The organism is Mucilaginibacter glaciei (assembly GCF_014773245.1).
GTDB lineage: Bacteria > Bacteroidota > Bacteroidia > Sphingobacteriales > Sphingobacteriaceae > Mucilaginibacter > Mucilaginibacter glaciei.
Genome location: NZ_JACWMX010000010.1, coordinates 87,775 through 111,909, shown reverse-complemented (window position 1 = coordinate 111,909; position 24,135 = coordinate 87,775). Strand labels below are relative to the sequence as shown.

24 protein-coding genes and 1 pseudogene are annotated in these 24,135 nt (G+C 43.9%); 15 read left to right on the top strand and 10 right to left on the bottom strand.

From position 1 onward, the window contains the following. Window positions 1-4: 4 nt before the first annotated feature. The 5 genes from IDJ76_RS19390 to IDJ76_RS19370 all read right to left on the bottom strand — a co-directional run bounded on the left by IDJ76_RS19390 (window position 5) and on the right by IDJ76_RS19370 (window position 5,798). Window positions 5-727: a peptidase gene (locus IDJ76_RS19390; RefSeq protein ID WP_191165738.1), complete on the bottom strand. Its 723-nt coding sequence runs from the start codon at window positions 725-727 to the stop codon at window positions 5-7. 23 nt (window positions 728-750) lie between these two features. Then, window positions 751-1,725 carry a transglutaminase family protein gene (locus tag IDJ76_RS19385; protein WP_191165736.1) on the bottom strand — a complete coding sequence of 325 codons (975 nt, stop codon included), beginning with the start codon at window positions 1,723-1,725 and terminating at the stop codon, window positions 751-753. 112 nt (window positions 1,726-1,837) lie between these two features. Next, the gene (locus tag IDJ76_RS19380) at window positions 1,838-2,773 is read right to left on the bottom strand and encodes an alpha-E domain-containing protein (protein ID WP_191165734.1); all 936 of its coding nucleotides are present in this window, start codon (window positions 2,771-2,773) and stop codon (window positions 1,838-1,840) included. A gap of 91 nt (window positions 2,774-2,864) precedes the next feature. Continuing rightward, entirely contained in the window at window positions 2,865-4,313 is a 1,449-nt protein-coding gene (locus IDJ76_RS19375) for a circularly permuted type 2 ATP-grasp protein (RefSeq protein ID WP_191165732.1), read from the bottom strand. 282 nt (window positions 4,314-4,595) lie between these two features. Then, on the bottom strand, window positions 4,596-5,798 hold the full coding sequence (locus tag IDJ76_RS19370; protein ID WP_191165730.1) for a glycosyltransferase family 87 protein: 1,203 nt from the start codon (window positions 5,796-5,798) through the stop codon (window positions 4,596-4,598). Window positions 5,799-5,957: 159 nt separating this feature from the next. On the opposite strand from IDJ76_RS19370, the gene IDJ76_RS19365 reads away from it, so the two are divergent. After that, on the top strand, window positions 5,958-6,917 hold the full coding sequence (locus IDJ76_RS19365; protein WP_191165728.1) for a glycosyltransferase family 2 protein: 960 nt from the start codon (window positions 5,958-5,960) through the stop codon (window positions 6,915-6,917). Next, window positions 6,898-7,683, top strand: a complete 786-nt coding sequence (locus IDJ76_RS19360) for a polysaccharide deacetylase family protein (protein WP_191165726.1) — start codon at window positions 6,898-6,900, stop codon at window positions 7,681-7,683. Before IDJ76_RS19365 ends, IDJ76_RS19360 begins: the two co-directional genes overlap by 20 nt. A 271-nt stretch (window positions 7,684-7,954) precedes the next feature. Here IDJ76_RS19360 and IDJ76_RS19355 read toward each other — a convergent pair whose 3' ends face one another. Next, window positions 7,955-9,163, bottom strand: coding sequence for a serine hydrolase domain-containing protein (locus IDJ76_RS19355; RefSeq protein ID WP_191165724.1), 1,209 nt, complete (start codon window positions 9,161-9,163; stop codon window positions 7,955-7,957). A gap of 103 nt (window positions 9,164-9,266) precedes the next feature. After that, window positions 9,267-10,004, bottom strand: coding sequence for a hypothetical protein (locus IDJ76_RS19350; RefSeq protein WP_191165722.1), 738 nt, complete (start codon window positions 10,002-10,004; stop codon window positions 9,267-9,269). A 371-nt stretch (window positions 10,005-10,375) separates the two neighbouring features. On the opposite strand from IDJ76_RS19350, the gene IDJ76_RS19345 reads away from it, so the two are divergent. The 6 genes and pseudogenes from IDJ76_RS19345 to IDJ76_RS19325 form a co-directional block, all read left to right on the top strand. Continuing rightward, window positions 10,376-11,311, top strand: coding sequence for a class I SAM-dependent methyltransferase (locus IDJ76_RS19345; RefSeq protein WP_191165720.1), 936 nt, complete (start codon window positions 10,376-10,378; stop codon window positions 11,309-11,311). A 61-nt stretch (window positions 11,312-11,372) separates the two neighbouring features. Further along, on the top strand, window positions 11,373-12,149 hold the full coding sequence (xth, locus tag IDJ76_RS19340; protein WP_191165718.1) for an exodeoxyribonuclease III: 777 nt from the start codon (window positions 11,373-11,375) through the stop codon (window positions 12,147-12,149). A 22-nt stretch (window positions 12,150-12,171) separates the two neighbouring features. Beyond that, entirely contained in the window at window positions 12,172-12,753 is a 582-nt protein-coding gene (locus IDJ76_RS19335) for an eCIS core domain-containing protein (RefSeq protein WP_191165716.1), read from the top strand. 25 nt (window positions 12,754-12,778) lie between these two features. Beyond that, complete coding sequence (locus IDJ76_RS21270; RefSeq protein ID WP_224746417.1) at window positions 12,779-12,886, top strand: CIS tube protein; 108 nt, start codon at window positions 12,779-12,781, stop codon at window positions 12,884-12,886. Between the two features lie 32 nt (window positions 12,887-12,918). Further along, window positions 12,919-13,452 carry a lipocalin family protein gene (locus IDJ76_RS19330; protein ID WP_191165714.1) on the top strand — a complete coding sequence of 178 codons (534 nt, stop codon included), beginning with the start codon at window positions 12,919-12,921 and terminating at the stop codon, window positions 13,450-13,452. Window positions 13,453-13,657: 205 nt separating this feature from the next. Continuing rightward, window positions 13,658-13,888 (top strand): annotated as a pseudogene (locus IDJ76_RS19325) (phage tail protein); the annotation flags it as partial. Between the two features lie 65 nt (window positions 13,889-13,953). On the opposite strand, the gene IDJ76_RS19320 reads toward IDJ76_RS19325, so the two are convergent. Beyond that, entirely contained in the window at window positions 13,954-14,955 is a 1,002-nt protein-coding gene (locus IDJ76_RS19320; RefSeq protein ID WP_317173985.1) for an SDR family oxidoreductase, read from the bottom strand. 200 nt (window positions 14,956-15,155) lie between these two features. Here IDJ76_RS19320 and IDJ76_RS19315 point away from each other — a divergent pair, with 200 nt between their 5' ends. After that, the gene (locus IDJ76_RS19315; protein WP_191165712.1) at window positions 15,156-16,241 is read left to right on the top strand and encodes an acyltransferase family protein; all 1,086 of its coding nucleotides are present in this window, start codon (window positions 15,156-15,158) and stop codon (window positions 16,239-16,241) included. A gap of 48 nt (window positions 16,242-16,289) precedes the next feature. After that, the gene (locus IDJ76_RS19310) at window positions 16,290-16,631 is read left to right on the top strand and encodes a hypothetical protein (protein WP_191165710.1); all 342 of its coding nucleotides are present in this window, start codon (window positions 16,290-16,292) and stop codon (window positions 16,629-16,631) included. Window positions 16,632-16,701: 70 nt separating this feature from the next. On the opposite strand, the gene IDJ76_RS19305 is transcribed toward IDJ76_RS19310, so the two are convergent. Next, window positions 16,702-17,073 carry a hypothetical protein gene (locus tag IDJ76_RS19305; protein ID WP_191165708.1) on the bottom strand — a complete coding sequence of 124 codons (372 nt, stop codon included), beginning with the start codon at window positions 17,071-17,073 and terminating at the stop codon, window positions 16,702-16,704. A 342-nt stretch (window positions 17,074-17,415) separates the two neighbouring features. On the opposite strand from IDJ76_RS19305, the gene IDJ76_RS19300 reads away from it, so the two are divergent. From IDJ76_RS19300 to IDJ76_RS19280, 5 genes are all read left to right on the top strand, one after another. Further along, complete coding sequence (locus IDJ76_RS19300) at window positions 17,416-17,775, top strand: PAS domain-containing protein (protein WP_224746416.1); 360 nt, start codon at window positions 17,416-17,418, stop codon at window positions 17,773-17,775. Between the two features lie 2 nt (window positions 17,776-17,777). Then, complete coding sequence (locus IDJ76_RS21175; protein ID WP_191165706.1) at window positions 17,778-19,019, top strand: sensor histidine kinase; 1,242 nt, start codon at window positions 17,778-17,780, stop codon at window positions 19,017-19,019. 27 nt (window positions 19,020-19,046) lie between these two features. After that, a complete protein-coding gene (locus tag IDJ76_RS19290; protein WP_191165704.1) occupies window positions 19,047-20,636 on the top strand; it encodes a hybrid sensor histidine kinase/response regulator in 1,590 nt (529 codons plus the stop codon). 3 nt (window positions 20,637-20,639) lie between these two features. After that, entirely contained in the window at window positions 20,640-21,734 is a 1,095-nt protein-coding gene (locus IDJ76_RS19285) for a hypothetical protein (protein WP_191165702.1), read from the top strand. A 98-nt stretch (window positions 21,735-21,832) separates the two neighbouring features. After that, window positions 21,833-22,723 carry a dienelactone hydrolase family protein gene (locus IDJ76_RS19280; RefSeq protein WP_191165700.1) on the top strand — a complete coding sequence of 297 codons (891 nt, stop codon included), beginning with the start codon at window positions 21,833-21,835 and terminating at the stop codon, window positions 22,721-22,723. Window positions 22,724-22,823: 100 nt separating this feature from the next. On the opposite strand, the gene IDJ76_RS19275 is transcribed toward IDJ76_RS19280, so the two are convergent. Next, window positions 22,824-23,984: a hypothetical protein gene (locus IDJ76_RS19275; RefSeq protein WP_317173984.1), complete on the bottom strand. Its 1,161-nt coding sequence runs from the start codon at window positions 23,982-23,984 to the stop codon at window positions 22,824-22,826. Between the last annotated feature and the right edge of the window lie 151 nt (window positions 23,985-24,135).

Sequence of the window (24,135 nt, the reverse complement as noted above, 5' to 3'; positions counted from 1 at the left end):
TCTCTTACTTCGGTAATTTTTTAAAAGCCTTTTCCATCCAGTCACCGTCAATATGGTTCAACGCACTTTTCAATTCATCTGCCCATTGTGCCGATATATCGGCCATATCTTTTTGCGTATAACGCTGCTCCACTATCTCAAATGTGCCTTTTTTGTAAAGTGCCACATCAATCGGGAAATCAACGTTGTTACTGCTCACCCGGGTCGAATCAAACGAAAGGAAACCTGCCTTTAGGGCCAGCTTCATATCCGAATTTTCATCAATTGTACGGTTTAAAATTGCTTTACCATGCCCCGAGTTGCCAATTACCACAAAGGGTGCGCCAAGGCCCAATTCAACCCAGTTACCTTCCGGATAAAGTAAAAATAGTTTATGTTCATCATCATCCTTAAGCTGGCCGCCGATTATGGTATTCAGGTCAAACTTAAAACCGGCTTTTTCTAAGGTCGCCCTGTCCTCGTCAGCTACACGCCGCACCTGTTGGCCAAAAGCGTTTACTGCCTGGTAAAGCTTGCTGAATTCTGATGTTTCCAGCAGCTCATCAAAGTAAACAATGGCCTTGTCACGAACAGAGCGCAGGCCGCTTGTCATGATATACATAGATGAATTCTCCTTTTGCAGGATGCTGATCTTCTTTTTTACTGTAGTATCTGTGCCGGTGGTAATACGGGTATCTGCAATGGCTATTAAGCCCTCTTTAACTTTAATTCCTAAACAGTAAGTCATGTCTTGTAAAAGTATCTAAACCGTTATTGCTGCTGCTGTTGTTGCTGCTGCACAATTTCCATGTACCGGGCGTAACTGTTTCTTGAGGCAGTACTTTCGGCTTTGGGAAATGTTGATTCGGTAAATATATCTTTTTCCTGGGGTAAATGGCTGTCTTCATATCCAACAGAAACCGACACATCCAACCGGTGATTAGCCGACCCTTTATACACACCCTTAACAGGAGAGCAGTCAGAAAAATTGCGGCCTACAGCCAGCCTTACGTGCATTTCATTGGCCACGCAATTGTTAGTAGGGTCTATCCCCAACCAGCCGTACCCCGGTATGTAAGCTTCTGCCCATGCATGGGTGGCGCCTTCGCCTCTCATGCCGTCGCGGTTAGGGCAAATGTATCCGCTTACATACCGGGCAGGAATACCCACCAGGCGCAGCATCACCATTAACAGGTGAGCAAAATCCTGGCAAACACCGGCCTTTATTTTCCATATCTCGTCAAGGGTAGTTTCAACGGTGGTCACGCCCTTTATGTATTCAAAGTTTTTGTACACATATTGGCAAAATTTAAGAGCGGTATGATATGGTGTATCTTCAGTTTTGCGCTCGTTCTCCACAACGGGCTGCAACTCTATTAATCCTTCAAAATATTCCTGCTTTAAAAAGTCAATGTACGGTACGATATACCTTAAATTGAATAGTTCTGTCCACTGTTCTGATGCAAACATGGTATCGACAGGTAAGGGGCGCGCATGCGTGTTAACCATTAACTGCGAGTTGATGATCAGCTGGGTGTGACGCTCCGTGTAGGTAAAGCTACCTACTTCGTTGCCGTAATAATCTACATAAGTATCTACCTGCGGGCTGCCGGTAATCGTGAGATCGTGCTTGATCACGTCCTGGTAAATATCAACAATAGGGAACAGGATGATCTTATTGGCGCTATCGCGTACAAAATTATCGTAAGAGTATTTGGTGATATGCTGTATTTTAAATTCGGGCATGGTAGTAATTAGTTAATTCGACGATTTGATAATTTGAATATGCCTGTTGCATCGAGTAATTTTCAAATTTTCAATCGACACATTTTCAAATTGAGATCATTCTCAGTTTGTATTAGGAATTTGCAAAATAATATTCGTTAAGCTGATTACCTATCTGGTACAGGTCATCTTTCACTCGGATGAGGTACTGATGTAACCCCTCCTGGCCGATGCTTTTTACCGAACTGTATTTAATGCTGCTTTGTAAACGGCCAATATGGAACGAGATCTCCCGGTAATCATTCACGTTGCTGTTATTCTTTAACCTGTCAAAATACCGCTGGATGTTATTAACCGAATAAATTACCGACCGCGGAAAATCATTGTTCAAAATAACCTGTTCCAGTACGTTCTGCGCCTCCAACCCGTCGCGGTAGGTTTTCTGGTACAGTTCATAACCGCCTATCGACATGAGCAGGTGTTTCCAATAAGTTATATCGGTAAGCAGGTTAGGGTTAGCGTTTAGCGGCCCATATTTAACATCTAAAATATCTATCGACTGGATAGCGCGCTCCAGGTATTTACCAATATTCATAAAACTGCGGCCCTGGCCTCGCTCCATGGTTATTTCGGCTGTACCGTAGTAAAGCATCACTTGTTTGATCAGTACATCCAGCACACCAATCGGGTCATCTTTTTTCAGGCCCGATGCAATGCGGGGTTCCTTTACGGTATGGTAATATTCATTCAAACATTGCCAAAGATCTTTAGGGATATGCTCTTGCACACTACGGGCATTTTCGCGCGCAAGCGTAATAATGTTAAGGATAGAATTATGGTTCTCCTTATCAATTACCATGTATTTTAACACCGCCCGGCTATCGTTATTTAACTTAGTCATCAACTCTTCATCGGGCCCGCTAAATATACGGATCACCGGCTCCCAGCTAAACCCATCTACCGAATCTTGCGATGAGGCATAGTTGATCTTCAGCATTCTTAAAATACCGTCGCTCCGTTCAATATACCGGCTTAACCAATAAAAACTTGCTGCTACCCTGCTTAACATATATGCTTTTTATTTCGAATTTCGAAAGTTCGATTTCGAATTTAATTTTTTCGTTTGGTCTTGGTTCCTGACTCGTTTTGCTTTTGGCTAACTACGCCAGCACCCAAGTATCTTTACTACCACCACCCTGCGAACTATTTACCACCAGTGAGCCTTCTGTTAAGGCCACACGGGTTAAACCGCCGGGTACAATCTCAATACCATCCGGGCCGCAAAGGGCGTAAGGCCTTAAATCGATACGCCTTGGCTGTAATACCCCGCCAATGTAACAAGGCGCTGCCGATAAGCTGATAGTGGGCTGCGCGATGAAATTACGTGGGTCTTTCAGTATCTCCAGTTTGTATTTCTCTATTTCTTCTTCTGTTGATGCATGCCCCATGAGCATCCCGTAGCCGCCGCTTTCGTTGGTTTTTTTGACCACCATGGTGTTGATATTCTTGAACACATGGTCGCGCTCATCTTTATTACTTAAACGATGGGTGGGCACATTCTTTAATATCGGCTCTTCGTTCAGATAGTATTTAATCATATCCGGAACGTAGATATAAGTAGCCTTGTCATCCGCTACGCCGTTACCTATGGCATTTACGATAGCCACATTACCTTTACGGTAAGCACCCATTAGCCCGGCTACACCCAATACACTATTAGGGTTAAATACCAGCGGATCTAAAAACTCATCATCAACCCGGCGATAGATCACATCAACTTGTTGCAAGCCGGTGGTGGTTTTCATATATACCTTATGGTTGTTCACCACCAGGTCGCGGCCCTCTACCAACTCAACACCCATTAAACGGGCCAGGGTGGTATGTTCAAAATAGGCCGAATTATAGATACCCGGACTCAGCAAAACGATAGTTGGATTACTGATCTGCCTTGGCGATAGCGACAAGAGGTTCTTATAGAGTATGGACGGGTATTCTGTAACACTGCGTACGCCGCAATTGGGCAGCAGATCGGGAAACAGGCGTTTGGTTATTTCCCTGTTTTCGAGCATGTAACTTACGCCCGATGGAGTGCGCAGGTTATCCTCCAGCACATAAAAAGTACCGTCATGATCGCGGATCAGGTCTATCCCTGCAATATGTACATACACATCGTACGGTACATCCAACTGATACATTTCCCGCAAAAAATGCGGGCAGGAGTATACGATATCTATAGGTACAATTCCGTCTTTTACTATGAATTGATTGTGATAAATGTCTTTTAAAAATAAGTTAAGTGCAGTTAAGCGTTGTTTAATTCCTTTTTCAACAAAAGCCCACTCGGTGGCGGTAATAACCCTCGGGATAATATCAAACGGGAAGATTTTTTCAATCCCCTCGCCGCTATTGTATACAGTGAAGGTAATCCCCTGTGTCATAAACAGTCTTTTGGCCAATTCTTCTTTTTTTGCAAGGTCATCCGGCGACTCTTGTGATAAATATTGAATCACCTTTTGATAATGATCGCGTACGGTGCTGTTTTCGCTGTACATTTCGTCCCAAACGCCGTTAATTAAATTGTATTTGTCGAAATGTTGCGATTGATACATAAAATAGAGTCAGATTAATATTAATAATGCCGGTAATTCTATAAGAGATACCAGTAGCAATATAAACAAAGGCCTAATAACCGATATTTTTTGTAAATTATAAAAAATATCGTTCAATTAATGTAAGATTAACATTAAAATATATTATTAATCTTAATTTTTTGAATAAATCTTATTTGACAATTATGTTCAGAGAGGTTTGTGCGCCGCCGATGAGTTAAACACTGGCTATTATCAGAGTGTTTTAGCTATTTTAAGATAAAAAATAGATTTATAACTTTTTTAATCAGCTTTAAGCTCAGGCAAAATCGGGTTATCCAAACTTTCAGGCGGCAGGTCATCACTAATAAAATCTTTGAACAGCAACCCGTAACTGATAATGAACCACATGATAATGCAGGGCCAAGCTTTTATGGCGTAGTTTTGCATAAAAACCCTCGCCGGGCGCGGGAACGCATCCGACGGGCCAAGCCCGGTTACTACGAGTAACAACACCAGCATTACAATATTGAATCTGGTAAATGGCTTGGGTTGCATCATGATATAGATAACTGCACCTGCCACCGCAATAATAAACGTTGGATGCTCGGACCCCGTGCTGAACAGTACCACCATCAGCAATGCCGAACACATTACCTGGAGCTGGAATTTAAGTGAGGTGTATTGCTTAAACCTGAGAAGTGCACCGCCAAATATAGCCACCCCGCCTAAAAAGAATGGCCAATTAGGCAGCGCAGCATTTTGCGTTAAACGCCGGGCAACACCCATAATACACCAATCCTGCCCGCTGGTGAGCGTTTCGTTCAAATTGCTTTTTGCGGTTAATGCGGTGTACCAATCATGGTAGCTTTGCAATAAAAACTGCGGGCCCGATATGATTGCCGGTAACACCAATAGTACTGCCAGCCAAACTACCGACCAGGCCACAAACTTTAACTTGTTTTTAGAGAATACGAAAAAGGCCAGCCCGGCTATGGGGTATAGCTTTATCAATGTGCCAAATACGGTGAGCAGGGTAGCATATTGTTCTTTTTGCCTTTTAACCATTATAAAGCTTATAATAATAATAGCCGCTATAATGGGGTTAAACTGCATGTAATGCGATGCGTTAGCAAATTCGATAACGCATAGTAACAGGATAGATGTTTTTATATTATTATTAAATGGCAGCAGGTGTATGGCCATCAAAAACGCCGCAGCGTTACCCATTTCCCAAATGAAAAACCCCCAGCCTTCGGGCATTAAGGCTAAAGGTGCTATCAGCAGGGTAAATGCAGGGCCATATATGAAAATATCATAATATTCTTTAGGATACTCCAGGTACAGGTTCAGGTGATCTTTGAAGTGATAATACGACGTGCGAAAGATAAGGTAGTTATTATCTATATGCCTGAAATACTTAAGCTGCCAGCAAAAAAGGGCAACAGCCAGATAAAGGATACAGGTCCATTGGTAACCACTCAGATAAAGGATTTTTTTTGCCATAAAAATGCCTGCAAGATAGCTATTTGCCTGTCGATTAAAAAACCTTAGAATTTCCTTAAAAGTTGTTATTTCTTAAGAAATGATGACAAATATTAAAAAAGATATTTTTAATATTGTAACATTGTTATTACAGAATTTATTCCCCCAAGATAAATTTAAATGAAGAAGATTAGTATTGTTATACCTGCTCATAATGAGCAGAATAACATTCACCCACTTGTAAATGAACTGCAGAAAGTGCTTAACAGCACCGGCTATACATTTGAATATATATTTGTTGACGATGGCAGTAAGGATAATACCCTTAACGAGATCAAGATACAAAGCGAAATACACCCCGAAGTACGTTATTTAGAACTGTCGCGCAACTTTGGCAAGGATCACGCTTTACAGGCCGGGCTTGAAATGGCTACCGGTGATGCCGTGATCACGATGGATTCGGACTTGCAGCACCCGCCCGAAATGATTAAAGAGATGCTGCGCTATTGGGCGCTGGATTATGATGTGGTTTACACCTACCGCGCCGAGGCTAACGCACATGCAAAAAAATATCAGCGCTTTTCGTCAAAGATGTTTTACAAGGGCATCAACATGCTATCAGACATTGAGCTGGAGAACGGCATTGCCGATTTCAGGCTGCTGGACAGGAAAGTGGTAGACCAGTTGAACCTGATGGATGAATATGAAATATTTTTCCGTGGTATGGTTAAATGGGTGGGCTTTAAACAAAAGGCGATCCCTTACACGCCGGCAAACCGGTTTTCGGGCGAGGCCAGCTACTCCTTTTTTAAACTGATTAAATTAGCTTTAAACAGCATGATGTCTTTCAGCGTGCGGCCGTTGTACGCGGTTACCGGCATCGGCCTGTTCTTCTCGCTTTTCTCGGTGTTGTACATCCCTTACGTTTTTATCAGCTATTTCTTTTTCGGGCAAACAACAGCTTCGGGCTGGGCTTCTATTATTGCAACCGTGGCATTTTTTGGCGGTTTGCAATTGTTTGTGCTGGGCGTGATAGGTATGTACCTGGGCAAACTATTTATGCAGGCTAAACAAAGGCCAAACTATATCGTACGCTCATCAAATTTGGTCAAAACGGGCAATGATCTTATTGAGCTTTGATATAGAAGAGTTTGACCTGCCGCTTGAATACGGAAAACAATTACCATTTGCTGAGCAGCTATCTATATCAACAGAAGGTACTTTAGCAGTGCTTGACTTGTTGCAGCGAACAGGTATAAAGGGCACCTTTTTTATAACGGCTAACTATGCCATTAACCAACCCGATGTAATTGCACGGATAGTTAGCGAGGGGCACGAGGTAGCATCGCACGGTTATTACCACTCGGCTTTTGAAAACAAACACCTGCTGCAATCAAAACTTGCGCTGGAGCAACTTACAGGAAAAACGGTTAAAGGCTTCCGGATGGCTCGGATGATGCCGGTTGACAACGCCGCTGTCAAACAGGCAGGCTATCTTTACAACTCATCGATTAACCCTACATTCATTCCCGGCAGGTATAACAATCTGAATATATCGCGCACATTTTACCGGGAGGGCGGGATAATGCAATTGCCGTCGTCAGTATCGCCGCGGTTGCGCTTTCCCTTATTCTGGCTTAGTTTTCATAACCTGCCAATGTGGATCATAAATGCGTTGAGCTATTGCACCCATAAAAAAGATGGCTACATTAACATTTACTTTCACCCCTGGGAGTTTACCGATCTGCACCAGGCAGACCGTTTCGGCATTCCTGGCTATATCGCCAAAAATTCCGGTCGGCCGTTTATTGAGCGGATCGAAGGATTTATCCGTAAGGCCAAAAAGCGTGGTTTAACCTTCGGGACTATCGAGGAATATTTTGCTGAGGAGCTGAAGAAGGGGTAACTCACCCCGAATCGCTACGCTGTCGACCCTCTCTTCGCTAAAGCGAAAAGAGGGTAAATGAAAAGAAAAGGTTCTCACTCTCTTTCCGCCGCAGGCGAAGAGAGGGTCGCGCACGAAGTGCCGCGGGGTGAGTTTTCTGCACTTGTACACATCTCCCTATGAATGATCTGTTCCGTTCTAAACGGAACACTGCGGAACAGGCTGTTAAAAAATGGAACGCTCAGCGGAACACCCCATACGGGCGCGCACTTACCTCATGTGTCCATCAATGTTACTTTTTCCCGAACGCATCTAAAACATTTTTTACCAAGCCATCCATTGCCTTGCTGTCTATCCAGCGGGCAACAATTACCAGGTCGTGCTCCGGGTCGCAATAAATCATATTGGTACCATTGCCTATATGCACCCAGGCTTGCTCTGGTGCCGAGGGCAACAACTTTTTATCGGTATTTAAAAACCAGTTCATGTAACCGTATCCGGTGTTGGCCTTAGTGGGTGTAAGTGCCTGCATTACCCATTGCCTGCTAATCAGCTGTTTGCCATTCCAGTTACCATGATGTAGTGTAAGAAGGCCGAAACGCGCCATATCGTAGGCGTTCATAAACATGCCGCCGCCCCAGTGCCCGCCGCCGCTAACAGATTGTACGGGCTGCCCGTCCATCACTATCCATGAGTTTTGATAACCAAACCAGCGCCAGGTATTTGATGCGCCAATGGGGTGCATAATATTATCCTTAAGCACTTGCGGTAACGGCCTGCGCCATACATTAAGCGCAGCCAATGCCAGTGCATTTACCCTTACGTCGTTATATTTCCATACCGAGCCGGGTTCGTTACGTTTGCGCAACTTGAACTGGGCAATGTCGCCCTCGGGCCGGTCGGCCCAATCGGGTTTATCCCACAGGGTGCCTTCCCAATCGCTGGTTTGGCGCAGCATTACATCCCAGGTAAGCCGGCGGTTATGGGCCGATGCAAAGGGATAAATGATGTTTGATTTGCCCGTTTTACCCGGGTCGTAAATTTCTATGGGAGGCATGTAGTTAGCCACGGTATCATCAACACTGCGGATTAGCCCACGGTCTACAGCCAGGCCCACCACTGTAGACAGGAAGCTTTTAGTAACGCTGTTTACAATCTCGACATAGGCGGGGTTGCCCCATTCGGTTACGATGTACCCCTTGTAAATAATTAAACCTGCCGGGTCGCCCCTGTCGGTAACCGGCCCTGCCAGCCCGCTCATGGGTTCCTTTCCAAAACTCTGGAACTGCGACAACTCTCCATCGCGCGATGCTTTTACCTCGTGCTGTTGGGCAAACGCAACAGCTTGCTGCAAAGCTTCGCCGCTTAAATGCAACGCCTTTGGCAATTGGCGTTGCCAGGTGTTGGCTGGCGGGAAGTAGCCGCCTTGTTTAACCTGCTTTTGCCCGAACAAGAGCGAGCAGTTTAACAGCAGGTATAAAAAGAGCACCGGTTTATTCATAATAGCAAGGTACCATTTTTTGCTGATGAAGAATGGACCGGGTATTTGCAAAATAAAAACGGCCACCTTTTGGGTGGCCGCAACTATTAGAGGGGGTATTAAACTATTTTTTGCGGATCTCGAAACCTTTAGATTCGACCGCTTTAACTATGGTGATCAGCGCCTTTAAATATAAAGCCTGATTGCTGCTGCTGCTGATAACGATAGTGCCATTTGTACGGGTAGCCTTATCCAATTCTGCCGCGGCCACGTTAGATAGTACCAGGTTCATGTGCAGGTTTAGTTTAGCTATCACGCTGGTATTAGCCGTAACCGTTACATTAGTAGCTTCGGCCTTAAAAATGGCATCATCGTTAAAATCAAACTCTACAGGTACGGTTGCGCCGCCTGCAGATGTAAATGTACCCTTTAAGGTGATTGGGATATCTGCAGTGGCCGATTTAGTTAGTATTACGCGTACTTCAATTTCTTTATAGGTACCTGTGTCAATTTTGGTGGCTATTGCAGTAGGGGTTAATGCAAAAAGATCTACATTCGACAGGTTTTTTGAAATGATCTCTACCTGTTTACCATTCTTTTTGGCTTCAAGTTTAAACTGCGTAATGTTTGCTATGCCTGATGTCCACTTGATACTGCCGGCCGCAGCGGTAGTGGCTGTGCTTGCTAAAACTATACCACCGCTATTGGGTGTTGCCGAAATTGGCGATACCGGGTTATCGCCGCTTAAGGCAAATGATACTTCGGATGTTGAACTTACTGTGGTAATGTCTTTTTTACAAGATACCATGACGGTGCTTGCTATTAAAAGGGCGAAGCTGATTTTTAATAAAGATCTTTTCATTTTGCAGGGGCTTAATTAGCTGTGTTTTATTAGTAATACGAATTAAATTACAGGTGGGTTGTCTTTTTGTAACAAATATAATACAATAAATGAAAGTCCAGCACTCGGATAGCCACTTGCAGATTAGATTTTTATTAGAAAATGAGTTTCGGTAAGTAACCGTTATAAAGCCTTATAGAAACCAGTTTGCGGCTTTGCAATAACCATCCGTCACAGCAAAACCCATTTTCCCACAATGCCGCTGCGAATCCATTTAAATGATTTGTTATCATTTGCATTTGGTTTATTATCTGCTACCTTGGTCTGCCTTTAAAATAAGGCAACAATTTATTTTATAAACCCAAGCGTGGCTTACCACCCAAAGCCCTAATATGGAAAGAGAAAATTGCAGAATCTGCGATCATAAGCTAATACCCGGACTTGTTTTCAGGGAAATGATGTTTGGCATGCGTGACGAGTTCGGCTATGGCGAATGCCCGAATTGTGGCAGCATCCAGATCCTGACGGTACCGCATCATATAGACAAATACTACCCCGAATACTACGTATCCTTCACCCAGACTATACCTGAATTAAAACGGCAACCCTTTTTTAAACGGCTTTTTAAAAATGCCCGCGTCAAAAGAAAGTACCAAACGTCAAACAGCGCCACGCTTAGCTTGCTTAAACCAATTATGGCATTGCCCACCCAAAAGATCTTAGATATTGGGTGCGGGCGCGGGGAGTTGATCTGTAAGCTTTTTAATAAAGGGTTTGAGAACGTTACCGGTGTAGATAAGTTTATTAGCCAACCTATAGATTACGGGTACAGAGTTGAGGTTTTAAAAAAGGAGCTTTCGGAGTTACCTGCAAACAGCTATGATATACTGATCATGCATCACGTTTTAGAACATGTAGACGATCAGTTGGACCAGTTAAGGGAGTGCTACCGCTTGCTAAAAAAGGGTGGTAAAATAGTAATAGCCATCCCCCTGCTTGGCGAAGCCTGGGACCTGTATCAACGCAATTGGGTGCAGTTGGATGCCCCCCGCCATTTTGTGCTGCACACTTTAAAGAGTATGGATATCCTAGCTAAAAAAAGCAATTTTACGATTAATGAAGTGGTGTTCGACTCTACCGCCTTTCAATTTCTGGGCAGCGAGTTATACCGCCAGGATATCCCGCTCACCTTGCCGGATACCCACACATGGTACCCGTTTGAGCAAAAGTTTAGTCCCGAACAAATTGCAGACTATGAAACGCGCGCCAAGGCTTTAAATGCCGCCCAACGCGGGGATGCCGCAAGGTTTTATCTTTATAAAGATTAACCTTCATTTAAAACTTTCGTGGGGTTTTTAACATCTTTGAATACTACAGCTATAAAGAAATATGAGAATAGCCACCTATAATGTTAACGGGGTAAACGGCCGCCTGCCTGTATTGCTGCGCTGGTTGGAAGAAACTAAGCCCGATGTAGTTTGCCTGCAGGAATTGAAGGCCCCACAAGATAAATTCCCCGAAGAGGCTATTAAGGCCGCCGGTTATAATGCGATATGGCACGGGCAAAAAAGCTGGAACGGTGTAGCCATACTTGCCCGTGGTATGGAGATAAAGGAACTACGCCGCGGCCTCCCCGGCGACCCTACCGACGAGCATAGCCGCTATATTGAAGCCGTGGTAAATGGCGTTGTCATCGGCGGCTTGTACCTGCCAAACGGCAACCCCGCCCCCGGCCCCAAATTCGATTATAAACTAAACTGGTTTAAACGGTTTACAGAGCATGCTGCCGGTTTATTAAAGCATGATTTACCAGTAGTGCTGGCCGGCGATTATAACGTGATACCAACAGAACTGGATGCCTATAAACCCGAACGATGGGTGGAGGATGCTCTTTTCCGCCCGGAAACCCGGCAGGCTTTTAAAGATCTTATTGGGCAGGGTTGGACGGATGCTATCCGTAAACTATACCCGGACGAGGTGGTGTACACCTTTTTTGATTATTTCCGCAATGCCTACGGCCGTAACGCCGGTTTGCGGATAGACCACTTTTTACTCAGCCCCCAACTGGATAAGCGGCTGCTTGCCGGCGGCGTTGACCGCAACGTACGCGGCTGGGAAAAAACAAGTGATCATTGTCCGGTTTGGATAGAACTGGCCGATGTTTAACATTAGTATTTAAGTTGATACAATGCCCGCGAAAAAGAAATTGTCAACCAAAAACAAAACTGACCTTCAAGATAATTTAAAGGCCGGTATCGAACAACTAAGCGGATTGTCAATGGATGATGTGAAGATACATTTCAATTCCGATAAACCGGCACAGCTGCAGGCCCACGCCTACGCCAAAGGGGCACAAATACATATAGCAAAGGGGCAGGAAAAGCACTTACCACGTGAAGCCTGGCATGTAGTGCAGCAAACGCAGGGGAGGGTTGAGCCAACCCAGCAGTTAAAGGAGTTAGCTGTTAATGAGGATACTGGTTTAGAAAACGAAGCAGATATAATGGGTGCCAAGGCACTTGATACTTTACAATTACAACTTACCTCTTTTGGCGACACGGAATTTACTCAGCCAGTAAGTAAAGAGCCGTATTCGGTTGCTATTACGCCGGGATCTATCTTAAAAGATAAAAATGGGTTAAGTTTTAGGCTAACACTAAATGGTGATGATATAAAAGGGCAGATAGATCGGTTGAAAGAAATTGTGTATAATTATAATGGGGTTATCCACGGCCCTAATTATGTAAAACTTCAAATGGGCAACCGATGAATGCTTTGCTGGAGTATTAACTTCCATGGATGTTGATTATAAGAATTTTACGCCAGATGGTGCGCCGCTTAGTGCTAAAGTTTCGCTGAGTTTTAAAAGTTATAGATCGGACGCAAGTTATGCCATATTCTGAAACAAAAACGCCTTTTATCAGCTTATTTAGATATGAAAAAGAATGAATGGCTGATAGCTGCGGCAGCCGGTGCCGGCATCACGGCAATAGCATACGCTTTACTGTCTAAAGATAACATACCTAAAGGGGCTGAAGCAGTACAGCCATTTAACAAGAACCGTTATATGGGCAAATGGTACGAAGTTGCCCGGATGCCCAGCCTGATCGAAAAAAACCTGCGTGGCGTTACCGAAGATTATTCTTTAAATGACGATGGCACCATAAAGGTTATTACCAAAGGCTATAATGTTGATAAGGGCAAAATTAAAGAGGCTACGGGCAAAATTAAGTTTGCAGGTGCCGAGTATGTAGGAATGCTGAAAGTATCGTACCTGGGGCCATTTTATGCCGCCTATAATATTTTAGACCTTGACGCCGACTATCAATATGCCCTGGTATCATCCAGCGGGGTAGATTATTTGTGGGTGTTGTCACGGCAGACTACAGTGCCTGATCATATCCGCACACAATTCCTGAACAAGGCGGCGGCCATCGGGTTTGATATTGGTAAACTGGAATGGGTTTAAAGCCCGGTATTATTATATTTCACAATAATCAATGTGAGACATCAACCGGACTTCCCTGTCGGGTTTTATTTTAAGTTATCGCTCGGTGATGAAGCGGCGATTTTTCAGGAAGTTTCCGGATTGAGTTTTGATATGCCAGTAACTGATCTTTCAAAGTGTTCAAACTTAATTTTTAAACGGAGTTTTTTTTCTCCCATCTGCTCAACTTGTTGGTTGGATTAGGCAAATTCTGGAAGGTAATCTGGAAAATGCCATTCAAACGCGTGATCTAAAACTGAGTTTGATGAACGCAGATGAGGCCGTTTTAGCGATTTGGACAATCAGCGAAGCTTGGCCTGTTAAATGGGGTTTGTCCGAATTTAAAGATGGTGAGAATAATGAGTTGGCCGTTGAGACATTGGAATTAACTTACACTCACATTAATAAAAATGCTTAGATACCGTTCTAACAAAAAGCCCTGCAAAGTTTTTTTGCAGGGCTTTTTGTTTTGTATTGGTCAGGCTACGGCATGCCCGCACCGCCAGACGATCCATAGACCTGTCCGGTTGCGTAGCTGCCATCACTGGCGGCCAATTGCACATAAATCCCGGCCAACTCAACAGGCTGTCCCGGCCTTCCCATTGGCGTTTGCCCGCCAAATTGCATTAGTTTTTCTTGTGTGGCACCGCCGCTCACTTGCAGCGGGGTCCAGATAGGGCCTGGTGCTACGCCGTTTACACGAATTCCTTTTGGCGCCAATTGCTTAGCTAACGAACGTACATAATTTGTGGTTGCAGCTTTTGTCTGGGCATAATCATAAAGATCGGGTGTTGGGTCGGTTGCCTGCTCTGATGTGGTACCGATAATACAAGATCCAGGCTGCAAGTGCGGCAGAGCAGCTCTAATAATCCAAAACGGTGCATAAATATTGGTCTTCATCGTCCAGTCGAACTGCTCAGTTGTTATATCCAATATCGAAGCATGTGTTTGCTGGCGGCCCGCATTGTTTACTACAATATCTAATCCACCCAGCCCGGCTACTGCTTTTTCAACCAATTGCTTGCAAAAAGTCTCGTCGCGCAAATCGCCGGGAATGGCTACGGCTTTTCGCCCTGCTGCCTTTATCAGTGCAACCACTTCCTGTGCATCCTGTTCTTCGGCGGGTAAATAATTGATGGCTACATCAGCACCCTCACGTGCGTAAGCGATTGCCGCGGCACGGCCCATGCCCGAATCGCCGCCGGTGATTAATGCCTTGCGGCCCAGTAGCCTGCCTGACCCTTTATAACTTTTTTCGCCATGATCCGGCGCAGGGTCCATTTTACCTGCCAACCCCGGCCAAGGCTGCGACTGGCTCTTAAATGGTGGTTGCGGGTACTTTGTTTTAGGGTCTTCCAATTTTAAAGGTGCCATAGTAGATGCTGCATTTGAAGTTAATATTGGTGCGACGGTGGCCGCGGCAATGGTTGCACCAATGCCGCCAATCACTGTGCGCCTGCTAATTTTATTGTGTTCGTTTTCCATTATTGGTATTTAGTTGTAATTACAGAACCGATATATGCTCAATAGGTTTTAATTTATAATTAAATAAATTACCATTTCATACTGCCGCTATGTAGGCTATTTAAAAGCGTATGCGCAGATAACAGTATTGGAGGTTTTTTCGGAACGGGCTGCTGTGAAGACCACAGTAAATTTTACATTTGAAGTATTAAGTATCATCCATGGGAAAACCGACTACCGATATTTTAAAGCCTAAACAACACTTCGAAATATTGGACGGGTTGCGCGGCGTGGCTGCCCTTGCCGTGGTATGCTTTCACTTTATGGAAGTGGCTTATACCGATTATAGCCAGGATTTTATAGGCCATGGATTTTTAGCTGTCGATTTCTTTTTTTGTCTGTCAGGCTTTGTCATTGGTTATGCTTATGACGACCGTATGGGCAAAATGGGGGCTTGGGAGTTCTTTAAATCCCGGCTAATCAGGCTACACCCCCTGGTTGTTTTAGGATCGGTAATGGGGTTGCTGGCTTTTGTGTTTGACCCTTTTACCTCACCCGGTACGGGAAATAGTGCAGGGAATATCGCACTGGTATTCTTAGCCTCGGTATTGATGATACCTGCCTCGGTAATGACAGAGCGGGCCTTTAATCTCTTTAGCTTTAATGCACCCGCTTGGTCGCTTTTTTGGGAATATGTGGCCAATATCATTTACGCTTTTGTTTTGTTTAGAATACGCCGTAAATGGGTACTTTGGCTAACCATACTATCGGGGGTAGGTATCTGCATTGTTGCCTATCAAAGCGGAAACCTGATGGGTGGCTGGGGAGGCTCCAGCTTTTGGGATGGCAGTATCAGGATCAGTTATTCGTTTTTAGCAGGCCTATTGGTTTACCGCAGCAACTGGATCATCAAGAACAACTTAGGCTTTACCGGCTTGGCTATGCTGATAGCCCTGGCCTTTTTAATGCCCTTTACCAAATGGAACTTTATCACCGAGCCATTGGTTGTTTTGTTTTATTTCCCTTTGCTGGTGGCCTTGGGTGCAGGAGCAGCATTGTCCCCCAGCCTGGAGAAATTGTGTAAATTTTCGGGGGATATTTCTTACCCGCTGTATATGACCCACTACGCCGTGATATGGATGTTTGCCGGTTACTATGCTAAATATAAACCTGATGCTACGCATTTAACCTACATCATCATTATCAGTATGATACTATTAGTGGGTATAGCGTGGTTGGTTATGGTGTTTTATGATATGCCTTTGCGCAGGTATTTGAGCAGTAAAAGAAAGCCGACCAAAAAATAATCGGCCTATTATAAACAACATATATGTGTTATTCCTAACTTGCATTCAATGGCAGATTACATCACGCTTATAAAAGACTGGATTATTGAATTAGGAGAGAAACACGATGTTGACCCTTTAACATTGGGCTGTATTTACTTAGTGAGCAAGGTTTGCTTTTTCACTACATTAGGTTTAGCCCTCCGTAATTTAAAGGCCAAAAGGCCGTTTGTTACGCATTTGCTTATTGCCTGCTCATTCTTCAGTTTCCCCTATATGTACATTATTATAGCGGGCCGCAATATATCTGTTTGGGTATATTTGTTTATGGCCGCGTTATTTATTTCGGGCGCTTTTTCTATCTGGAAAAAGGTTACGGCTAAACCTGTAAATGTTGATCCGCTACCCTAACACCGAAGGTTAATTCACAAAAAAAGCCCCTTAAACTGCTTTAAGGGACCTTGATATTTTATAGGATCGCTTACGGTTTTACGCGTACACCGGTGGATTCGAACATCCCCATTAAACTGCCGGTAACGTTATCCTCGTCCTTTTTATTAAGCACTAATGATAGGTCGTACTGTTGGATGGTGAAGTTCAAAGTGAGTTTACCATCTTTCAGTTCGGTTTTGGTAAGGGGCATTTCCTTATTACTTTCCGGGTCGGTGTAGGTGCCTTTAATAGTGCTGGCAGAATCTGCCAGGGCAAACTTTAAATGTACATCGCCTTGCGGCGTACCTTTTACCAATACATCCCATTTACCGGCATAGTAAGCGGAGGTTTGCGCATTTGAACTAATGGAAAACAATAGTGTTGCGACTAATACCGCCGCAAATAGTTTGAATGACTTCATTTGATTAATAGTTAATTTTAGCGTTTATTGGTTAGTATTATGCCTGATAAACAGGCGCTATCAGATGCACTAACATACAGAAAATCTGATGATAAAAAAATTATTGTGTTATCTCTACACATTAAATGTGAGCTGCAAATGCACCTATTAAGATGCTTTAAAATGCGCTGAAAATGATCGAAAACTAATTGAAAATAACGCATTTTAGAGCCTGTGTGTGTACGGTTTGCCCATTGGCCTCTTTGAATTTGGCTTACTTATAATATATATTTGATTCAGGTAACCCTTATTTAAAATAAATTACATGTATAAATAGGGATTTATTACCGCAACATATTAATTATGAGTTTAACATTCAACGACCCCTCACTGCTACAGTGGTTAGATACCCACTCAGAGTCTGACTATGACAAATTGCCTTTTGGTGTAGTAAAAATGGATTACGAAGGGGTAGTTGCTGCTTATAGCCGGGGCCAGTCGAAAATATCTGGCGTTACTAAAGAGAATGCGAAGGGTAAAAACTTTTTCACCCAGATTGCGCCGTGTACCAATAACTTTATGGTTGCCGAAAGGTATAAGGATATTACCCTGGATGAAACGTTACCATATATGTTTACCTACATAACCAAACCCACCCCCGTTACATTGCGCCTGATTAAAGGAGGTAACGGTAGCCAGTATCTGCTGGCTAAAAATGCCTGACAGTGAGTATAGCAACATCAGAAAGCCACGTTCAGAGAATGCTTTCCATCATCTATCAGATCCCGATGGGGTTGATAGAGGCAGATATGGAGGGCAGTATCACATCTATGAATGCTAAAAGTGTTCAGCTGTTGATGCCTTTGTTTTATAGCCATGGGTTTAGGGGCAATAATATCAATGAGTTATTGCAGGTTGTAGCGCCGGATATTTTAGAACAGGTATCAAATTTTACCAGGCCGAATGGCAATATCATTAAACAGCAACGGCAAGAAATAGCCTTGCAAAGCGGCAGGGACGAGGGCAACGAAATTTGTTTGCTTTTTACGGTTGACAAGCTTGACGCTAACTCGCTTACCTATATTTTTGATGATGTTACCGAGCTTTACAATAAAGAGAAGCAGCTTAAACAAATGATGCAGGATAATGCAACCGAGCAACTAAACAAGTTTGAGATCGCATCGGGCCTGCTGCATGACATTGGGAATGCTGTAGTAGGGTTTGGCTCTTACATCACAAAAATAAAGCGCTCGATAGAGCAAAAGAACGATATCTCATCGCTGGATAACCTGAAAGGTTTTATAGAGAAAAACCAGGCGGCAATTGGCGGGGCTATAGGCGAAAAGAAGGCGAATGCCATAACCGATCTGCTAAATGGTGTAATAGCCAATCAGGAAAATAACCTGACCGATGTACGTACGTCTATCACCGATCAGATGAAGATCATATCGCACATCCAGGAGATCCTGAACATACAGCGCCAATACGTTAAGGGCCATTATATCGAACGGGCATCAGTTAACCTGCGCGACCTGGTGAACGACGCTGTATCCATGTTGGCGAATACCTTTGAAAAAAGGGGTATCAGCTTTTCATTAGAACTCCCTGCAGGCATAGTTCATATCAAAGGCGACCGCACTAAATTGATGCAGGTTTTTTTGAACCTGCTCAAAAACTCGGTAGACTCGGTGATGCACATGGCTGATGAAAACACGCTAAAACAAATCCGCTTAATATTAGGCCGCGGCGAGGGGAAAGTTGCCGTACGCATCCAGGATAACGGCAAAGGCTTTGACCAGGCAACTGGCGCAAAATTATTTACCCGTGGTTACACTACCAAAACCGAAGGCACCGGCCTCGGGCTGGTAAATTGCAAAAGCATTATTGAAGGCCATAACGGCACTATAACACTAACCAGCGCGGGCGAGGGCAAGGGAGCTACCTGCACGGTTATTTTTTATTTATAATTATAAACTCTCCCTTGTTACAACATTATGGAAACTATCAATACCAGGGTATTAATTATAGATGATGAAGAGATTGTTAGGGACAATATAGAAGATATATTGATCCCCAAGCGGTCATACACCAATGAATTGATCAGTAGCGCTTCCAGCATTCTTTTTGACGACGAAATACCACAACCCGAACCTATATTAACTCCAGCGAACAACAGCTCTATCCCGGTTTTTACGGTAGATAAGGCAGTTAGCGGAATGGAAGGACTGGAGAAAATAAAGCAAGCTATTGCCGAGGGCAAGCCGTATGCCGTTATATTTTTAGATATGCGCATGCCCGGCTGGGATGGTTTAGAAACCGCGGTTTATATCAAAGAAGCCGATGCCAAGGCCGAGATCATTATTATTACGGCCTTCAGCGATAAGTCTATAGAAGAAATCATGTCTAAGGTTGGGCAAAATGTAGGCTATCACTGTAAACCCTACGCATCAGAAGAAATTATTCAATTGGCTACCAAAGGTGTTAACGATTACCATAAACTCCGCAACCTGGAGCAATTGATCACCGTAATCTCTAACCTGAATGTTTCGCAAACGCAACTGAATTTACTGCTGCAAAATATTTTAGATCAACTGGCGATGTACATTGGCAGCGATATGGCTGTTTTAGGTAAGCTTTTAACGTCTAATAATTATCAGCAGCTTTATTCTATCGGTTCGGTAGGGATTGTGGAGCGTAAAATAAACATCGACCGGCTTACCGGTATTATCGCGAATACTAATTTAAAAGAAAACGAAGAAGTTGTACAGGTAGACGAACTGGTGTTTATTAAGATTGAGGACTACTATATATTCGCGGCCCTTGATAATAACCAGCATCTTAAAACCGAAAAACTTTATCTGCTCAAATTATTTGTGCAAAGTGCAGCTAAGGCGATAAAGAACGCCCAATTGCATGAGGTCATTGCCCGCGAAGAAAAGCTTTCAATTGTAGGTAAAGCGTTAAGCATGTTGATGCACGATTTACGGATCCCTATCAAAAACATCCCGCTGTTAACCGAATCTTTAAGGGAGGAAGGTTTTACCAGCCCGTGGTTGGATATGGTGGATGAATGCGGCGACCAGGCCTCTGAAATATTTGACGACTTTTTAGACTTTTTACGCGATACCCCACTCAACTTTGAAAAGGTTTCGATCAATCAGCTTATAAGCGACGGGATAGCACTGGCTCATCATTTGCCGGAGATGGCTAATATCACGGTTGATGAAAACCTGCAGCCAGATCTGTTTGTGAAAGGTGACGCCAGCAAGCTGAAACGGGTGGTGATGAATTTGGTACACAATGCAGCCGAAGCACTTAACAATCTTAAGGTTGCCAGCCCGGTTATTAAAATAACGGCTGTTAAATCAGATAAAACTGTGGTGATCAAGGTTAAAGATAATGGGCTGGGTATCCCTGAGACTATCCTTAAAAACCTGTTTGATGCATTTGTAACGGTTGGCAAAAGGAACGGAACAGGCCTTGGGCTTGCCATTGTGAAGCAATTTGTTGAGGCGCACAAGGGTACGGTAACGGTAGCCAATGATAACGGTGCCGAGTTTACTATTACCCTTCCAGCGGCATAACGGATGTGGACGCGTGTCAATATTAAACAAATTATAATAGATCTGTCGCTAAAAGTAACGGGCCAGCCCTTTACCGGCGACAGTTCTTTTTACCAGTTAACCGATGCAGACTGGAAAGACACCCTGGGCCTCGACTCGATAGAATTGATGGGACTTGCGGCGGCGGTAAATTCCTTTTTCAATATTTTTGAAATTTACAACCCGCCATACCTGTTATCGTCTACCCGTATTGATGATTGGGTGGATATGATCTATAAAGTACGGCAGGTAAACGATGAGGCCCTTATATTCCATACCTCAGGGACAAGTGGTACGGCAAAAATAACCAGGCACCCGCTCGCTTACCTGGAGCGCGAAATTGCTTTTTTAGGCACGCTGTTCAGCGATGCCACTTGCATTGTTCCCTATGTAGCGTCAAATAGTATCTACGGCTTTTTGTTTACGGTTGGCTTGCCCCGGTTGCTCAATATCCCGGTGGTATACCCATCACAAGTCAACTGGCAGCAAATGCCGCCTCAAGCGCTTATTGTAGCAACGCCGTTTAATTGGCAGTTTTTGCTCAACACTTTGCCGGGGGCACAAATGAATTGCCTGGGTGTATCTGCCGCTGCACCGCTTTATGATATTCTTTACCAGGATATCTTATCAAAGGGGATTAGCCTGACGGAGCTATACGGCTCTACAGAAACATCAGGGATAGGGTTTCGTACACACTGGGAGCAGCCATTCACACTTTTACCGTTTTGGGAGTTTACTGCCGGTAATAATGTTGCAGACCGGGACGGGCGCGCGGAATTTGAATTGATGGACGAGATAGACCAGTTAGGCCCCGGTAAATTTAAAGTTACAGGGCGTAGAGATAAGCAGGTAAAGGTAGCTGGCAAGCTGGTTGATATGGAAGCGGTAACCGCCCAAATCAAAAAGATGCCAAACATAGCCGGCTGCAGGTTAAGTGCCAAAGCATTAGGTAATGATGTTATTATACAAGCCGAACTTGCGTTAGTTGATGACGGTGAGCAGCAGCGCGCCGAGATCAAAAAATTGATACGAACATCTTTACCCGCGCATGAAAAGCCCAGGGACCTCTATTTTTCCTGAACTGGTGCCACCGCTAAGCAATTCAAGTATCGACACTGTTACAGTTTGGTTAACAGGCTATTGCATCCTATTAATTATATTTGATTAAAACCAATACCATGAGCGAGATAAATATAGAAGACATTAAACAGGAGGTGTTTGACCTGTATGACGATTACGCGCACGACCGGCTTGATCGCCGCGGATTTGTGCAAAAGCTATCTCTATATGCAGTTGGCGGGTTAACCGTCCCTGCATTAATGAGTTTTTTAATGCCCGATTACAAAACCAAGATCCAGGTAACGGCTGATGACCCGAGGTTGAAATCTGACTACATCACCTACGACTCGCCTAAAGGCGGCGGTACTATAAAGGGGCTGTTATCAAAACCAAAGGATGCCAAAAAGAAATTAGGCGGCATTATTGTAGTGCACGAAAACCGCGGCTTAAACCCATATATTGAAGATGTAGGCAGGCGTGCTGCATTGGCCGGTTTTATTTCGCTTGCACCGGATGCCTTGACACCGCTTGGCGGCTACCCCGGCAATGACGATGCGGGCCGCGAAATGCAAAGTAAACGCGATAAAGCCGAGATGGAGCAAGATTTTATAGACGCATTCTATTACCTGAAAAATCACAAGGATTGCAATGGCAAAGTTGGTGTAGTAGGTTTTTGCTACGGTGGCGGTATCTGTAATATAATGGCCGTACGCGTACCGGAACTGGCCGCTGCTGTACCTTTTTATGGCGGACAGCCCGCCGCTGCCGATGTGCCTAAAATTAATGCCCCGCTTATGCTGCATTACGCATCATTAGACACCCGTATAACGGGCGGCTGGCCTGCTTACGAAGCCGCGCTGAAAGAGAATGGTAAAAAATACCAGGGCTTTATTTACGAGGGAGCTAACCATGGTTTCCATAACGATACTACCCCACGTTACGATAAAACGGCCGCCGAACTGGCCTGGAGCCGCACGATTGATTTTTTTAAAGAAAACTTAAAGGCCTAAAATATCACAATTCCAATAGAGAAAGCGCTGCAGTTTCATCGATTGCGGCGTTTTTTTTAAGGAGGATAATGCTATATGGTTTTGTTTCGATCTTAAAAACCTATCTGAAAAGAGGGGGTTGGTAAGCGTAAACTACTTGATAAGGTACATGCTTTAATTTGGCGGACAGCTGGCCGATATTCGTGTTTTCGGCCTGTGGCGTGGGTTCACATACTGAATAAGCCTTACCGTTGTACATGATAGGATCGCCAATGGGTTTGCTAAATTCAACCGCCATGGTAATATGAGTGGGATATAACAGGGCAATCATTGGAAGGTTGTAAATTTCTTTTACAAGGTAAAAGAACAAAGCTGCGCGATCATCACAATCGCTATAAGTTGAAGCAAGCGTTTCGCCGGGCGACAAGCGTTTTTCCCGCCCAAAGTTTTCATTATCATTTTCATACAAAAAGGCGTAACGCGTAAACCGCATCAGGTAGTTAACCCCCTTTTTTTCATCCATTCCCTTTAAATTCTTTTTTAAGACGGGAATTAATGACGCATAGGTTTGTTTGCTTAACGGAATGTTAAAATAAGTTTCAAAACTCACCCCCGGATAATTAACAAAAGCCTTTTCCTGTTCAGTATTCAACTTCACTTTAAAATAATATTTTTTGCGCCCGTACTCAAAAGATACATTCTTTTCTATTTCGGTTGATGGAGTAAAATCGGGCATCAGGGTAACCTTATAAGAGAATGGTTTACCCGGACTTTCGGCACCTATATTTACCGGTTGGGGAGGGTCGTCATTTAAATTGGCTTTAGCGTAATCATGAATGTTAAGGCAAACAAACTGTTTACCATTTACCATAAAATACGGGATGTCGCTAATATCCTCGTTGTTATAAACATAAAATATCACCTTTTGATGCGATAGAGCCAGCCGGGCATCATACCCCGATTTGTTGAGCATGAACCATTTGTAAAAGGTGTATCTCCCGTAGTTATCCTCTTTAGGGGCCAGCTGCTGTGCAACATGCCTTATCAGCTGGTAATAAAGCCAATCGTTTAATTGATGGGCAGCCTTGTACGCAGCTAACGAATCTATCAATGGCTGATATTTACCTGTGTTGATAATAGCATAGGCCATTCTTAAAACATGGTCCGTCAGATCAGCTGGGATAGTAACCAATATTGACTGATCTGCCTGTATAATAAAAGGGTCTTTATAAAGATCAACCCGCACCTGTTTACCCTGCCCATTTACCACGGTAAAAGACACTGCAAAACACAGGGAAAGCAAAAAGCAGCAAAGCGGACGCACGGCTTAATAATTGGTTATATTAAATGTACGGATATATTTCGCAAACAAAAAAGCCTTTCAGATTTTCATCTAAAAGGCTTTTGTCTTGAGGCGGAATGGACGGGTCATG